Here is a 16215-nt window from a genome sequence, read left to right as displayed (position 1 = left end):
GAACGGTCAGCAACGAAGATGGTTCACTAAGATACAGTTTTGCCCGGGCCGATGTTAGAAAAGTCGACCTCGCACTTGCAATTACCGCCACAGCTTTTTTTGGTAAATAGCTGCTTGTAGAACATCCTGCCGATGTAAGCCACAGCTAACGCAAAAACAACTGCTATGATAATTCCTTGTACCATGTCACAAATTTAAGTATTATGTAATAGATAATACGTGAAGTTTTGGTGAATAGTATAGGCTAATGACAGAGCGAGGGTTATTTCCTAACCAAAGCCACCGTACCGCCCACCCAATCAAAGTCTTTATTATACCGCACCCCGATCATTTTACCACGACTTAAACGAGCCAAAGTAATAGCCAACGTAGGCTCCGCGTCACCATCGGGCCATAAGTAAAGCAAGCGTATTTCTGCTTTCACACCACCATCCGGCGACTGTATAGCAGGCTCGTAATTCACTTTCTCTTGCAGTATCCAGTTCTCGGGATCTTTGATAGCGCTGATATCTTCGGGCTTAACATCAATGATCACACCCTGACCGGCAAAAGAGAACAAGGGTTTCAGTACATAACTTTCCAGATCGGCAGGGATAGGATTTACCTGATGTAGAAATTGGGTTTTAGGCACAAAATCGCCTTTAAAGAAAGGCATCGTGAACTTGCTGATACGATAGAACCAGTTTGGATGCGGCAACCATTCCACATTCAGCGGCTTACGGATGTCGACCGCTTTGTTGAAGATATCGGGATCACCGGCTATCTCGTCAAATATCAAACGGTTGTAGATGCGTTTGATCGGCTTTAGCTGACCATCGGCTGGGTAATATAGCTGATCTCCTTTTTGCACAAGACCCTCTAACGATACCACCGGTATACCAAGATATTGCTGGGTGATATAAAAGTCGACGGAGGTTTTTTGTTCGGGGGCGTTAACGTCCATCAATACCACTTCATCTGGCTGATGCGGACCGATGATGGTCTTTTTTAATAATTCGATATAGCTTACTTCATCCAAGCCATTCAAGTGCCCTGTCCATTCCTCCGCGATGTCGAAGCTTTTTTTGTAATGTTCGCTCGCATAAGACTGGAAGCCATACAGGGAAGGAAAGCCCTGTAACTCGATCAGTTTTGGCACCAGATCTCCGTTATCATCCTTACATACACCAAAATCTAAAGCGATCATGTGGGCATGACCGTTCTCTTTAGCTACCCGCCATTGGTCGGGGATAGCGCGTTCGGTCAGCTCCTTAAAATCGGGTTGAAGAATGGTACCGATCACATCAGCGCCTGCTTGTTGCAGCTTGGCATAGAAATCATCCGAAATAAATATTGGGGTCTCTGCCAACCTGAAATGGATAGGATGATCCACTCCGGCCTTGATATCGGTCAGGAACTGCTGATATTTTTCATCGGTAAAATTAGCGTTGAACGCTGCGCGTGCTGATGGATCCATATTAACCTATTGGGTTTTTGTCATTGCGAGGAACGAAGCAACCGCGAATAAGCAAAGCGGCTCTTTGGGTGTGCGGTTGCTTCGTTCCTCGCAATGACGTTGGGATTAGGTTCATTTCGCAATTGGCATTTCGCCTTTCGCAATATTCTTCACCGCCTGATCCAAAAAATTAGGGATCAGCGTGTTTTGGGTATGCATGATCTTGTCGGGATCTTCTAACCGTTCGATCATGTCATTGTATTTGTCTTTGCCGTGCTCGGCTATTACTTCATTCTTACGCTCATCCTGCTCTAAATGATATTTCATACCCATGGCGTCGGCCTCGGGGTGAAATTGTGTGCCGATGAAATAGTCGCTAAAGCGGATGGCCATCATAGCACGGGGCAGGTCAACATAAGGGCGTTCTTTCTCAATGATCAGCAATTGCATGCCCAACTCAGTGAAGCGTTTTTCATCAGCATGGATCACTTGCCAACTACGCGAATCAACGGTATAGAACGGGTCGGACAGATCTTGCAGCACAGGCTCGTGTTTGCCCGCGTCGGTCAAGTGTACCGGCAATATCCCGAACGATGGCGAACGGCGTTTATTGATCAGTCCCAATTTGTACCTGCGGCACATCATTTGGAACGAATGGCAAACAAAGAATACGTGTTTTTTATCCGTCGCGTCAGAGGCATTGTGAGCTTCTAAGTCGCCAACCAACTTCATAAAGTTGATATCCCAATCTTCGGCCTCGCTGCTTAACGGATCGCCGGGGCCACCGCTGCAGATGTAGATATCGTAGCTGGTGTCCGGCAATTCATTTGCTCCACGGGTATCATAGACCTTATATTCCAAGTCAAGGCCATGTTTTTCCCGATATCGCTTTAATATATCTTTGAAACCCCGCATGCCCTGGTTGGCCATGCCGGCATAGAGGTCTAAAATTGCTACTTTGATCGGCGCTTCTTGCGTCATTTTTATAATCCCTTCAATGTTTGCGAGGTGATAAAATCTACCACATCTGCAAAGTTATTATTTTGCTGGTAAACGGCCAGCTGTCTGTCGGCCCCGGTGCCATGTTCTAAGATCTTTAACACATAATTTAAGTGGTGACGGCTACCCAGATCATCAACCACGTCATCCACAAAGTCCAATAGCTCCATGATCAGGGCGCGGGTGTTTACCTCCATCTCTTTACCAAAGTCGATCATCTTACCATCTATACCATAGCGGGCCGCACGCCATTTGTTCTCGTTGATCAGGGCACGGTTATAGGTGATAAAGCTCATATTCTGCTGACGCAGTTTGTACAACTTAGCACAAAGCGCCTGGAACAAGGCCGTGAATGCCATCGTTTCCTCCACCAACATCGGGCAATCGCAAATGCGGAACTCGATGGTCTCGAAGAACGGATGCACCCGGATATCCCACCAGATCTTTTTAGCATTATCGATACAATTGGTCTTTACCAGCAGCTTGACGTAATTATCGTAATCCTCGATGCTGTTGAAAAAGTCGGGGATGCCCGTCCGCGGGAACTTATCAAAAACCTTAGTGCGGAAAGATTTATAGCCAGTATTACGACCTTCCCAAAACGGCGAGTTGGTGCTCAGCGCATACACGTGCGGCAAAAAGTAACGCACCTGATTAGCGATATGTATCGCCATCTCGCGCGATTGTATGCCCACATGCACATGCAGACCGAAGATGAGATTACTACGGGCGGCCTCCTGCAACTCGTCCACAATGTCAAAATACCTTGGGTGATCGGTGATCAGCTGGTGCTGCCAATGCGAGAACGGGTGCGTACCCGCTGCGCCAATACGCAGACCGATATCTCCTGCCAATTGCGCCACCGTAAGCCGAAGTTTGGATACTTCTTTATGTGCCTCATCGGTATTGCGGCAAATGTGGGTGCCCACCTCCACAACGGCCTGGTGCATTTCGGCTTTCACCTGATCCTCGTGGATCTTTTGCGCGGCCTCAACGATCTTTTGATCGTGCGATGTTAGCTCCCGGGTCACCGGGTCTACCACCATAAATTCTTCTTCAACGCCTAAGGTAAATTCGTTCATAATTGGTTCGGGTTTTCTTCTCTCTCTCTTTCTTTCAATCCAGTACGTCATCGCGAGGAGCTTCTATCAGCGACGAAGCGATCCTCGGCAAAGCGGTTCTTCCTTCCGAGGATTGCTTTGTCCCTCGCATGACGTTGGTTTTTTTTATTTCTTCGGTGCTTTTGGAGCTGCCGCCTTCTTAATCGGCTCTTTTTTTACTGTCTCTTTCGCTTCGGCAGCTTTTTTCGCCGGCGCTTTCTTAGTGGCCGGCGCTTTAGCTTTAGCAACCTTTTTCTCTGTAACTACTGGTTGTTCTAAGGTACCAACGCTAACATCAGCGGCTTTGACCGCTTTTGCAGACGCGATCAGCGGTTTGCCTGCTGCGCCGGTCTTGACAAATTCGCCCCATGTAAGGTTGTCGGCACCATCTTTCTGTGCTTTGGCACGTTCGATGGCGTATTCGGCGGCAGTCTCCACTACCCACTCAAAGTTCTCCTGACCTACGCTGGTCACTTCAGCATCAGGGGCAGGGTTGCAGAAATCTATCGCATAAGGAATCCCATCGCGTACCGCAAACTCTACGGTATTAAAATCGTAACCTAAATATTGGTTCAGCTTTAATACGTACTCGGTAATGGTATCTAAAAGCTCTTTTGATGCCGGTGGTTTACCGTGCTCGTAACGCAGGTGGTGCGGATTGCGTGGCTCGTACTGCATTATGCGTACGTGTTTGCCGCCAATGCAATAGCAACGGAAGTAATCCTCAAAAATGATCTCTTCCTGCAGCATCATTACGTATTGCTTGGTCTGGTTGTATTTGTCCCACAGGTCATCAAGACTGTTGATCTGGTACACTTCTTTCCAGCCCCCACCGTCAAACGGTTTCATATAGGCCGGGAAACCCACGTAACTGAAAATACCTTCCCAATCCAGCGGGTAAGCCAAGTTACGGAACGACTTTTCAGTAGTATCATCCGGCAATTCTTTAGATGGTAAGATCACGGTTTTTGGTACCGGTACACCGATCTTCACCGCTAAGGCGTTATTAAAAAATTTTTCATCCGCGCTCCACCAAAATGGATTGTTGATGACGGCAGTTCCGCACATGGCGGCGTTCTTCAAGGCCGCACGATAGAACGGAACGTCCTGGGAGATACGGTCGATGATCACCGAATAGCCCAGCGACTCGGCCTGTAGTACTTTATCAATGCGGACAAATTCGGCAATGATGTCTTTGCCCCCTGTCTTTTGATTCACCCGGTCGACAAATGCTTGCGGGAATGAATTCTCTTGTCCGAAAAGGATGCCAATTTTTTTCATAGTGTGTTATTTCTTTGGAGTGATGTCTGTTTAATTGCAAATAAAGCTTTGCATTTTACCTTAGCGCTAAGGTGCTATTAATTCGGTGCTTCAATAATTCGATCATTCTTTTTAATGATCAGATGATATCATGTCTTGATTCTTGACTCTATACTCTTGTTTTTATTTTATAGTGCTCAGATAATGCGGGAACATCTGTCGCCAAACCGGCCAATCGTGCTTAGCCTGAGGGCGGATGTCGAGCCAATGGTTAATGTTCTTGGCCTTTAAAATGTTTGACATAATGATATTATAACCCTTGCAGATATCCCACTCCGACGTGCCCAGGATGATATTCATCTGCCAAAGGTTAGGGTCATTCGCGCCGGGCATATAATCTACCGGGTTGTTATAAAAAATATCGTCGTTATAAAAGCCGTCGGTAAATTGTTTAATGTCGAATGCGCCACTCATGCTGAACAAATTGCTCACCTTATCCGGATGCTTAAAAGCGAAGTTGCCTGCTTGATATCCACCAAAACTGCAACCTGCCACGGCTACTTTACCTACGCCGGTCTCGTGCATGGCCCAAGGAGCTAATTCCTCGTTCAGCATGCGATCGTACCATTGGTGATTGTAGGCACGGGCTGCCGGGTGGACGTCTTTATTGTACCAGGTGAGGTGATCTATACTGTCCGGGCAATAGATCTTTACCAGGCCTTGTTCAATGAACCAGCGGGCGCTCTCGATCAGGCCTTCATCCTTGTTTTGATAATAGCGGCCTTTTGTGGTCGGGAACAGGATAAGCGGGTAACCGCGGTCGCCAAAAACCAGCATCTCCAGGTCTGTGCCCAGGTTGTGCGAATACCAACGGTGATATTGTTCTTTCAATAGGTGATGTGTTTATGATGGTAAGATAATATCTTTAAGTCAAAATGACAACCGTATGTAAATTAAAGGTTTCATCTCTCGGTGTTTAAACAGATAAAACTTATTTTTGTGCCCTTTAAAACTATTTGCGCTATCAAATACGTAAGATATATAATTTGCTTGCTGATAACCCTTGGGCAAGCTGTACCCCTGATAGCGAATATTAATACTATTGAGATGAATTTGTGCTGGCCTGAATTAGAGATGGACGTTACCCAAACCACCTATATTATTGCTTCAACCAACCTCGGTCGCGAGGTTACTTATACGATATTTTTGCCCGAAGGCGACCTTAACGGAGGGCCGGTGAACCTGCTGTTGATGAACGATGGGCAGGATGCAGAAGCTTTGAACTTAAAGCAAACGTTGCAAGAACTTTATGATGCCAACCGCCTAAAGCCAACGGCTGTGGTGGCCATTAACTGTGGCGATGACCGCATACAGGAATACGGCGTAGCTGGTAACCCCGATTTTAAAAAGCGCGGCGCTAAAGCCGATCTCTACACCGCCTTCATCATCAAAGAGCTTTTGCCACAAATTAAAAAACAGCTTGATAGCGATACATTTGAGACGGTCGGCTTTGCAGGTTTTTCATTAGGTGGATTATCAGCTTTAGATATCGCCTGGAATAATCCGGAGATTTTTGACGTAGCAGGCGTATTCTCCGGCTCGCTATGGTGGAGGAGCAAGGACATTGGCAAAGGCTATACCGAGGCCGATCGCATTATGCACCGCGTTATCCGCGAAACAAAAGGCAAACCCAACTTGAAATTCTGGTTCCAAACAGGTACCAAAGACGAGACATCAGACCGTAACGGCAACGGCATTATCGACGCGATCGATGACACCACTGACCTGATCAAAGAACTCCAAGCCAAAGGCTACACCCGCGATGACATCACCTACGTAGAAATGGTTGGCGGCGAACATAACCCGGCCACCTGGGCTAAAGCGATGCCTAAGTTTTTGGTGAAGGTTTTTGGGAAGTAGGCTGCGCTTTTATTGAGCGTATCAGGATTTAACTTTAGCGAAAGTTTACAAAGGTTAACATTTTTAACGGTGACTTTATACAAATAATTGATTGTCAATTATTTATATAAAGTCGATTGATGTGTGTTAACATAAAAAAGCATTAACCGGGTCCTTGATGATATTGCTTAACTTGGAGTTATGGGCGCGAACATAACTCCGGCCACTCGGGCTATAGCCATGCTTAAGGTTATTGGGAAATAAAAATGTTTAATTTTCTCATGTGGGATCTTGGCCTGAGTTGCATCTTGTTTAAGATGAAAAGATATGCGTTAGTATTAGGACTTATTTTAATTGTTTTTACATGCTGTGGTAGTAGCTGTTCGGTTAAAAGAAAGCAACCTTTTATTATTGAACAAAGACAGTCGATAAGTTCAACGGATAGCGTTGGTCCTGGAGTAAAGGTCATCAGCTTTGAGGGTGCGACTTGCGTTATCTTTCCTGCTTCGTTCGGTCGAGAAATGTTCGAAAATGCAACGGACTTTAAAGAAATGGACTTCTTTATGCCTGATAGTACTTTGATCAGTAAAATTTCTAAAGAGTTTCTATCGAAGTATTGCGAATTGTTATCTAATTCAAAAGGTGGTTCGGCTTTTGGAAGGTTGGCCTGCTTTAATTTGCAGAAGAACTACGCTTACTACGATCGACAGTATTTGGGTTACGTGACAAAAAAGGGAACCCGAATTATAAGAGTACAGTTTGTAGACTTTCGTCAAGATCCTCAGAATTTAATAAAGATGTTTAGATATCATTGGATCAATGGAGTGCACGGCTGGTATTACAGCAATGTTTGGAATCTTTTTTATGATGTCAATAAAAACGCTATAGCAGATGACGATGATATTTGATCGTCTATACACAACCGCTCACCCCAAACCTGATAGTAACGGAAACCCCGAAGCGCGCGGCGGGAGTGAGCATCAGGACAGGCGAGGAGTTGTAGTGGATAGCAGGAAGAAACGTTGATAGTAGCAGTGTCTTTGCTTTTAAAAAAGGCATTATAATTGTACGATATTTTGTATATTAGCATATCATGAGTACCATCGAATTGATAGAAATGATCGAGAAGCTTCCTGCTGATAAGCAAAAGGAAGTGAAGGATTTTACGGCCTTTCTGCTTTCAAAAAATTTGGAGGAGAAGGCAAAAATGTATCCGCACATTAAACCCGGTTTAGGGGGTGGTAAGGGTATTTTTGGTGAGTTACCCGATGACTTTGATGAGCCTTTACCCGAAATGAAGCCTTACATGTGATCCGAATGAGAGTACTGCTCGATACGCATTCGCTTATTTGGTTTACTGAAGATGACAAGAGGTTATCAAAGAAAGCCGCCGAGATCATTGCTAATGCTGAGAACGAAAGATTTTATCAGCATTGCATCGCTATGGGAGATCACGATAAAGTTAACCAAGAAAAAGCCTGGCTTTGATGTCTCGTTAGGCGAGCTCTACTACTTTTTAGAAGTAAGCAAGATAGAAATATTGCCAGTAGACTTCAGTCATCTGAATACTCTATTGCATTTGCCAAGGCATCATGATGATCCATTTGATCGCATGATGATCGCTCAAGCGATCACCGAAAATTTAAACTTGGTGTCTACAGATGGTGCTTTTCCTGCATACGGAGTTAACCTGATCTGGTAAATCTTAATCCCTTCCCTACATTACCTTTGCGTTAATACTTTTTATTCTAAGATATTAACCGTATCTTTGCGCAAAATTTAAGAGGCGCATTTCAATGCAAAAAATTAGAAACATAGCGATCATCGCTCACGTTGACCACGGCAAAACTACTTTGGTTGACAAGATCTTGCACAGTTGTGCAATTTTCCGCGACGGCCAGGAAACTGGTGAGTTGATTTTGGATAATAACGACCTGGAACGTGAACGTGGTATCACCATCGTATCAAAGAACGTTTCGGTAATGTATAAAGATGTTAAGATCAACATCATTGATACCCCTGGTCACGCCGACTTTGGCGGCGAGGTTGAGCGTGTATTGAAAATGGCTGATGGTGTGTTGCTTTTGTGTGATGCATTTGAGGGCGCCATGCCACAAACACGTTTCGTAACGCAAAAAGCTTTGGCTTTAGGTTTGAAACCAATTGTGGTTGTAAACAAAGTCGATAAAGAGAACTGCCGCCCTGAAGAGGTTTACGAGCAGATCTTTGAATTGTTCTTCAACTTAGAGGCTACTGAAGATCAGCTGGATTTCCCGGTTATTTACGGTTCGTCTAAACAAGGTTGGATGAGCACCGATTATAAAGTACCAACTACGGATATCTTCCCGTTGATGGATGCTATTTTGGAGAACATCCCACCGGCACCTATCAATGAGGGTACGCTGCAAATGCAGATCACATCGTTAGATTACTCATCTTTCGTTGGTCGTATCGCTATCGGTCGTGTTGCCCGTGGTACTATCAAAGAGAACCAACCGGTATCTTTGGTTAAACGCGATGGTTCGATCCAAAAATCACGTATTAAAGAGCTTTACACTTTTGAAGGATTGGGTAAAGTTAAAGCTACCTCGGTATCGGCCGGCGATATTTGCGCTGTTGTAGGTATCGATGGTTTTGATATTGGCGATACCATTGCCGATTTTGAGAACCCTGAGCAATTAGCGGTTATCCATATCGACGAGCCTACCATGAACATGTTGTTCACCATCAACACTTCACCTTTCTTTGGTAAAGAGGGTAAATTTGTAACCTCACGTCACTTACGTGATCGTTTGTACAAAGAGATGGAGAAAAACCTGGCACTGAAGGTTGTGGAGACCGAATCGCCGGATTCGTACTTAGTTTACGGTCGTGGTATCCTTCACTTGTCTGTACTGATCGAGACCATGCGTCGCGAAGGTTACGAGTTACAGGTAGGTCAACCGCAAGTTATCGTTAAAGTTATTGACGGCGTTAAATGCGAGCCTATCGAGGTTCTAACCGTTGACGTTCCTGGTGATGTTGCCGGTAAGGTAATTGAATTGGTAACACAACGTAAAGGCGACCTGTTGGTAATGGAGCCTAAAGGCGACCTGCAACACTTAGAATTCGAGATCCCTGCACGTGGTATCATCGGCTTACGTAACAACGTACTGACCGCTACCGGTGGCGAGGCTATCATGGCTCACCGCTTTAAAGCATACGAGCCTTGGAAAGGCACTATCCCTGGTCGTGCAAACGGTGTATTGGTATCTATGGATACCGGTAAAACCACTGCTTTCGCTATTGATAAACTACAAGATCGTGGTCGTTTCCACATCGATCCGGGAGTTGATATCTACGAAGGTCAGGTTTTAGGCGAGCACATCCGCGATAACGATTTGGTTATAAACTTAACCAAAGGCAAGCAGTTAACCAACATGCGTGCATCAGGTAGCGATACCAACGTGCGTATCGCTCCGGCTATCAAGTTCTCGTTAGAGGAATCTATGGAGTACATCCAGGCTGATGAGTACATTGAGGTTACGCCGCAAAGCATCCGTATCCGTAAGATCTATCTTAACGAGGGCGAGCGTAAGATCAACGCTAAAAAATTCACCAGCCAGTAATTAGGTAGGAGAGTCAAGAATATAGAGTCAGGATGCAAGACAGAAGTTTTGCTCCTGACTTTTTTTGTTTATAGAGCTGGCTATCGTATGGTCTTGATTCTTGAATCTATATTCTTGACTCTATCCTTCCTTTTTTTCTCTTGATCCCTGACTCTATACTCTTGACTCTTTTCTCTTATCTTGGCCCCGTTAAATAATATGCGCATACCCAGTATCCCCGGTTTTGATCAGCAGGCACTCGAGAAGTATTTTAAGAATACGGGGTGGTTATTTATCGGCAAGGTAGGTGGTTTGCTTATCAAGATGCTGGTGAGCATACAGGTGGCTAACTATCTGCTGCCCGAGAATAATGGTATTGTTTACGGCGGTACTGTTTTTATTTATCTGTTCTCGGCTATTGCCTCCTTAGGCTTAGACCAGTTCATTGTAAAAGAGCTTCATCAATTTCCCGAGAATCGGGATCAGATACTGGGCACATCTTTTTGGATGAAGATCTGTGCAGGGTTTGCTTGCTTCCCACTCATTTGGATAGCTTACCAACTTTACCCGCCCGAGGGTACACCCTATAAATACGTTTTGATCTTTTCGGCGATAGGCGTCATTCAGGCATTTACCGTGGTCGACTCTTATTTTCAGTCGCAGGTTAGGTCTAAATACATTATGCAGGTGCAGGTGACGGGAAATATCATATCGGCCATTATTAAACTGGCGCTGATCTATTTGCACGCGCACCGCGTAGCTTTTGTGTACGCGTTCACGTTCGATTTTGTGCTGATATCGGCCGGTTACTATTTTACTTATCAGCGCGAGGGTAGGAGCGTTTTTAATTGGGCGTTCAATTGGTCGCTTGGCAAAAAGCTGCTCCATCATTCGTGGCCGCTGATCATATCGGGCATCATGGTGGTGCTGTATATGAAGATAGACCAGATCATGCTGCAAAACATTTGTGGCCCTGCCGAAGCCGGTGCTTACTCTACAGCTGCCAATTTAAGCGAGGCCTGGAACTTCATTCCTTCTATTATTGTAACCTCATTGTTCCCGGCTATATTGAACGCCAAGCGCGACGACCCCGAGCGCTATAAAAAAAGGATACAGAACTTGTACGACCTGATGGTTTACATCAGCCTGCCTATAGCGATCTGCATCACATTTGCTGCGCCGATAGTGTACATGTTATACAAAACACAATACGCCCACGCCGCGCCAACTTTAGCCGTGCATATCTGGTCGGGTATATTTGTGTATTTGGGGGCAGCAAGCAGTCAGTATCTAATTGCCGAAGGTTACAACAAACTGACCTTTGTGAGGACGGGCTTTGGTGCCTTGGTCAATATCGGCCTCAATTTAATACTCATACCAAAAATGGGCATGATGGGGGCGGCATACGCAACATTGGCAGCATACGCCAGTGCTACCTTCTTCATCCTGTTCATCCCCAAAGTAAATAAGCAAGGCATTATGATGTTAAGGTCATTATTCCTAATTTCACTTTTTCAAAAGATCACCAAACGTTGAGCAACTTTTCCACCATATTAGAGTTATTAGCGCGACCGGCCAGGTTGCGTTCGATATTGTCATTCAATAAAAAAGGCTATCTGAAAGAGATCGGTTGGTTCGCATCGGCCGAGAGCAGATCGCCGGTAGATAAATATGGCAGTCCTATCCCCTGGGTGACCTACTCATTCATCGACTTTATTAAAGAACGCCTCACCAAAGAGCATTCGGTATTTGAATTTGGCTCGGGTAACTCTACGCACTTTTACGCCAAGTATGCGGGTAGAGTAGTATCGGTAGAGCATGATAGAGCCTGGTTCGATAAGATACAGGACGGTAAGGCCGCCAACTCAGAGCTGGTATTTACTGAACTAAAGACCGACGGTGATTACTGCCGTGTCCCTGTTACCCGTGGCGAGAAATACGATATCATTATAGTAGATGGCCGCGACCGCGTGAACTGCTGCAAGCAAGCCGTTGATGCACTAACGCCAAGTGGTGTGGTAGTGCTTGACGATTCGGAACGCGATTTTTATAGCGAAGGGGTAAACTTTTTAAAAGATAGAGGATTTAAACAATTGCCTTTTTCAGGGATATCGCCGGGGTTATTTTACCCTAAAGCTACCTCGGTATTTTACAGGGCTGATAATTGTTTAGGGATATAAGCGGATGGAAGAAAAGATGGTGAGCGCGGACGTAAAGACCGCGTACGACGAATTTTACCAAAAACATGATGTGGCCTGGCGAATGCTTGGCGCAAAATATAAGGCCCAGCACATCATTGATGTATGTAAAGGCCAACAATTTAAAACCGTACTGGAAGTTGGCGCAGGCGATGGCAGTATCTTAAAGCTATTATCAGAGCAGAACTTCGCCCCCAGCTACGATGCTGTCGAGATATCAGATAGTGGTGTAGAGATGATCAAAAAGGCCGGGATCACCAACCTGCGTTCGGCGCAGGAGTTTGATGGTTACCGTTTACCTTTTGCCGATGATAGCTTTGATCTGATCATCCTGTCGCACGTGTTAGAGCATGTGGAGCATGAGCGCCTTTTACTACGCGAGTTAAAACGCGTGGCCAAGATGTTCGTGATAGAAGTGCCGCGAGACTACAAGGCTAACGTGGATACCCGTATCAAGCATTTCCTTGCCTACGGACACATTAACGTTTATACCCCAACATCGCTAAGATATTTATTGCGTACCGAAGGCTTTGAAGTGGTGACCGACCTTACCTCGATGATAGAACCGGAGGTAACTAAGTTCAACACTTACATCAACCAAAAGAAAGCCAAAAGTTTGGTGACCGACTTTAAGATCGGTGCCGAATACGCGGTAAAGAACTTCATAGTAGGCGTGATGGGTAAAAAGAAACGCGAAGAATTGGCCAATGCTTATACTGTACTTTGCAAAAGGTCGGATGAGCAGTTAGGGGTGTTTTAACAGTCATCAAACCATAATGGGGTGTCATCCTGAGCTTGTCGAAGGGTGCGCGGGGAGGCTTACCACTATGCAAGTTCGCCACTTGCATATTCGAGAGGCCCCTCACACCATGCTTCGACGGGCTCAGCATGACACCCGTTCAGTGAAAAGAAACGTATTAACAGTTCTGCATAACCAATGCAAAAACTTGCCCCCATAGCCCTATTCGTATACAATCGCCCGGACCATACCCGCCGGACGCTGACCTACCTGCAAAAAAATGTTTTGGCCGATGAGTCGCGGCTATACATTTTTTCGGATGCGGCCAAAACCTCTGCCGATGAGGATAAGGTGGACGAAGTGCGCGAGGTGATCAAAAATGTAACTGGATTTAAGTTGGTAAAGGTTATTGAGCGTAAGCAAAATATGGGATTGGCTGCTTCTATTATCGACGGCGTTACCCAATTAGTAGCCGAATACGGCACAGCCATCGTTTTTGAGGATGACCTGCTGTCGTCACCATACACCTTAGAATACTTTAACGAGGCACTGACCCGTTACGCCGACGAAGAAAAGGTAATGCACATCGGCGCCTATATGTACGATCTGAAAGACCGTACCCTCCCCGAGACCTTCTTTTGGCGTGCCGCCACCAGCTGGGGCTGGGCCACTTGGGCACGTGCCTGGAAAAACTTTGAGCCGGATGTTGACCTGCTCTTAGCCCAGTTTAATAAAGAAAAGATAAGTGCGTTCTCCATCCAGCATACGATGAACTTTTGGAAGCAGATCCAGGGTTTCAAAGCGGGCAAAAATAACTCCTGGGCTATCCGCTGGTACGCCTCGATATTCCTAAAAGGCGGGTTGACGCTTAACCCCTCGCACTCACTGGTCCACAATATCGGTAACGATGGCTCGGGCACACATTCTAATAACGAGCACATGTACAGCGTGCAAGTAGCCCAGAAGCCTGTAAAGCAGTTCCCGGATGTGATAGCGGAGGATGCTACGGCCTACCACGCCATCTGGAAATTTCTGAAACACCGTAAGGGTACATTATGGCAAAGGGTGGTACGGTTTGTTAAGCAGCGGGCGAGGCGCTAAGCTACTTCGCCATTTCTGCCAGCAACATATCCTCCGTCTGCTTGCCATCGCTTGGGCGCGAAGCGTCAAAGCTGACGATGTTGCCTTGCTTGTCTACTACAATAAACTTGGGTATAAAATTGGCCGCATAGCTTTTGTATACTTTGCCGTCTTTGTCCAGCAATTGCAGCCACTCGGGTTTATCTTCTTTAATAGCTTTTTTCCATTCGTTAATGCCATCGCTTACCGCTATGCTAATGAAGGCTATCCGGTCATCATCTTTGTACTTGGTATAAAGGCTTCTGAAGGCTGGTGTTTCGGCACGGCAGGGGCCACACCAGCTGGCCCACAAGTCGATATAAACAACTTTGCCTTTAAAATCAGCTATCTTGTAGGGCTTACCTAAATTTGATATCGCAGTAAAATTAGGGGCCGGTTTACCGATCTGGGTCTTCATTAGGTCGGTTTCTTTGTCGGCAAAATTTTTGGTGATAGCTTTTTTCAGTTGATCATTACTTATGCTTGCAACAAATGGTTTGGTATCTTCGACTAAGGTGCTCAACTCATCTAATGACTTTGCAAAATAGGTCTTGTCATCTATCAGGTTATAAAAGGTGAACTCTTTTATCGGTCCTTTGTAAGTGTCGCGCACTTTTTCTAAGCCGTAATTTTTACGTGTTTTTAACGTGGTATCCCTCAACCTGTCCATTCGGGTAAGGAAACTCAGGTATCGGGAGGTCATAATGTCTTTGTATTCTTTTGAAATGAAGTATTCAGGTCTGAACATATTTGTCCATATATCCTGATCAACGTTGTTACGGATCAGATTCATCGAACTTTCTCGATCCAGGTTGTTCAACTGCACGTATTGCAGTAAGAGACTCAGATCAGAGAATGCATTATCATAAGTGATCATTTTACCAAAGTGGAAAAGGTATTTATCCGCTTGAGCGAGTGTATTGTTTGTTAGATCTATTATGCCGGCCCGGTTGATGGAAAGCTGTTTCGGCGCGTTTGGCGCGCCAAATACTACCTTTAATAGTGAATCTCTTAGCTTTTTCCGTTGTTTAATATACGCGATAAGCTCTGCTTCATTTAATTTGTAAACTTCGGTAAAGTTCTTCCTGGCAAAATTCACAGAATCAAACTTGATATCATACTTGTTACTTTGCGCGCCATGCCCGGTGATCTTAATGGTGGTGATCAGCGTTAACGTATTGGGTGCATCCGCTGTAATATTAAGTTGATATCCCGGCGCTACATAAAGATCGTTGATCTGGATATTGTTCTGTACGATGCGAGTCTTTTGCGGACCGGTTACCTTGTAAGTTTTTAAGTAAAAATTGCCCTCCTTATCCACCTTGATCGTGTCAGACAAGATCAGTTCGTTTTTATCCCTAAAATAGATCACAAGTTTACTCTCCGGGCAGTTAGTAAGTTTGCCTTTAATGATCAGCGGCAGTGGTTTGGCTTTTTGCTGAGCGATCAAGGCGAAAGGCGCAAGGATGATGGATAGGATAAGGGTCAGTTTTTTCATGGTAAATATAGTGACGCTTTTAATAGGTCGGTCTTGTTGTGGCATGCTATAACTGATTTGATACTACCAAAATACTACAATAATTTATTCCGGTCAAATGGAGATGTGTAAATGGAACCTCCGGATGTGTATCACGATCGAATAGGATGGCCGATGTCTTGATCTAAGTGCATTTCATATTCCAATTCTTTAAGATCTTTTCGCCCTCTTTTCACTTTTCGCGCCGTCCAAAACGCACCTTTGAGCGCATACACTAAGCCCCGCTTTTACCACCCGCCCGGTGCCTACCTAACTTGCAATGGATCAGCAGGATCGCGCCGCAAATATTTATGAAAAAATTATTGCATAACTATTTGAGAGTTAATTCAAAGTTGCTATCTT

16 protein-coding genes are annotated in these 16215 nt (G+C 45.2%); 9 read left to right on the top strand and 7 right to left on the bottom strand.

From position 1 onward, the window contains the following. Positions 1-26: 26 nt before the first annotated feature. The 6 genes from IRJ16_RS10410 to IRJ16_RS10385 form a co-directional block, all read right to left on the bottom strand. Positions 27-185, bottom strand: coding sequence for a FeoB-associated Cys-rich membrane protein (locus IRJ16_RS10410; protein ID WP_194111467.1), 159 nt, complete (start codon positions 183-185; stop codon positions 27-29). 77 nt (positions 186-262) lie between these two features. Continuing rightward, positions 263-1456, bottom strand: coding sequence for a hypothetical protein (locus IRJ16_RS10405; protein WP_194111466.1), 1194 nt, complete (start codon positions 1454-1456; stop codon positions 263-265). Between the two features lie 111 nt (positions 1457-1567). Further along, positions 1568-2416, bottom strand: coding sequence for a type 1 glutamine amidotransferase (locus IRJ16_RS10400; protein ID WP_194111465.1), 849 nt, complete (start codon positions 2414-2416; stop codon positions 1568-1570). 2 nt (positions 2417-2418) lie between these two features. Then, on the bottom strand, positions 2419-3516 hold the full coding sequence (locus IRJ16_RS10395) for a carboxylate-amine ligase (RefSeq protein WP_194111464.1): 1098 nt from the start codon (positions 3514-3516) through the stop codon (positions 2419-2421). 144 nt (positions 3517-3660) lie between these two features. Further along, positions 3661-4815 carry an ATP-grasp domain-containing protein gene (locus tag IRJ16_RS10390; RefSeq protein ID WP_194111463.1) on the bottom strand — a complete coding sequence of 385 codons (1155 nt, stop codon included), beginning with the start codon at positions 4813-4815 and terminating at the stop codon, positions 3661-3663. Positions 4816-4977: 162 nt separating this feature from the next. Continuing rightward, complete coding sequence (locus IRJ16_RS10385; protein ID WP_194111462.1) at positions 4978-5685, bottom strand: esterase family protein; 708 nt, start codon at positions 5683-5685, stop codon at positions 4978-4980. Positions 5686-5901: 216 nt separating this feature from the next. Between IRJ16_RS10385 and IRJ16_RS10380 the strand changes: the two genes are divergently transcribed. The 9 genes from IRJ16_RS10380 (at position 5902) to IRJ16_RS10340 (ending at position 14318) form a co-directional block, all read left to right on the top strand. Then, entirely contained in the window at positions 5902-6714 is an 813-nt protein-coding gene (locus IRJ16_RS10380) for an alpha/beta hydrolase (protein WP_194111461.1), read from the top strand. 296 nt (positions 6715-7010) lie between these two features. After that, positions 7011-7601, top strand: a complete 591-nt coding sequence (locus IRJ16_RS10375) for a hypothetical protein (RefSeq protein ID WP_194111460.1) — start codon at positions 7011-7013, stop codon at positions 7599-7601. Positions 7602-7786: 185 nt separating this feature from the next. Beyond that, the gene (locus tag IRJ16_RS10370; protein WP_194111459.1) at positions 7787-8005 is read left to right on the top strand and encodes a DUF2281 domain-containing protein; all 219 of its coding nucleotides are present in this window, start codon (positions 7787-7789) and stop codon (positions 8003-8005) included. Positions 8006-8098: 93 nt separating this feature from the next. Then, positions 8099-8395 carry a type II toxin-antitoxin system VapC family toxin gene (locus IRJ16_RS10365; protein WP_228080011.1) on the top strand — a complete coding sequence of 99 codons (297 nt, stop codon included), beginning with the start codon at positions 8099-8101 and terminating at the stop codon, positions 8393-8395. 94 nt (positions 8396-8489) lie between these two features. Beyond that, the gene (typA, locus tag IRJ16_RS10360) at positions 8490-10301 is read left to right on the top strand and encodes a translational GTPase TypA (RefSeq protein WP_194111458.1); all 1812 of its coding nucleotides are present in this window, start codon (positions 8490-8492) and stop codon (positions 10299-10301) included. Between the two features lie 198 nt (positions 10302-10499). Continuing rightward, the gene (locus tag IRJ16_RS10355; RefSeq protein ID WP_194111457.1) at positions 10500-11816 is read left to right on the top strand and encodes a flippase; all 1317 of its coding nucleotides are present in this window, start codon (positions 10500-10502) and stop codon (positions 11814-11816) included. After that, positions 11813-12460: a class I SAM-dependent methyltransferase gene (locus IRJ16_RS10350; RefSeq protein ID WP_194111456.1), complete on the top strand. Its 648-nt coding sequence runs from the start codon at positions 11813-11815 to the stop codon at positions 12458-12460. Before IRJ16_RS10355 ends, IRJ16_RS10350 begins: the two co-directional genes overlap by 4 nt. 4 nt (positions 12461-12464) lie before the next feature. Continuing rightward, positions 12465-13238: a class I SAM-dependent methyltransferase gene (locus IRJ16_RS10345; RefSeq protein WP_228080009.1), complete on the top strand. Its 774-nt coding sequence runs from the start codon at positions 12465-12467 to the stop codon at positions 13236-13238. 177 nt (positions 13239-13415) lie between these two features. Beyond that, complete coding sequence (locus IRJ16_RS10340) at positions 13416-14318, top strand: glycosyltransferase (RefSeq protein ID WP_194111455.1); 903 nt, start codon at positions 13416-13418, stop codon at positions 14316-14318. Between the two features lies 1 nt (position 14319). Here the strand turns inward: IRJ16_RS10340 and IRJ16_RS10335 are convergent, their stop codons facing one another. After that, positions 14320-15834 carry a TlpA family protein disulfide reductase gene (locus IRJ16_RS10335; protein ID WP_194111454.1) on the bottom strand — a complete coding sequence of 505 codons (1515 nt, stop codon included), beginning with the start codon at positions 15832-15834 and terminating at the stop codon, positions 14320-14322. Positions 15835-16215: the final 381 nt, after the last annotated feature.

It is taken from the genome of Mucilaginibacter myungsuensis (assembly GCF_015222005.1).
GTDB lineage: Bacteria > Bacteroidota > Bacteroidia > Sphingobacteriales > Sphingobacteriaceae > Mucilaginibacter > Mucilaginibacter myungsuensis.
The sequence above is the reverse complement of the archived record's forward strand: the minus strand, read 5'-3'. Positions and strand labels throughout refer to the sequence as shown.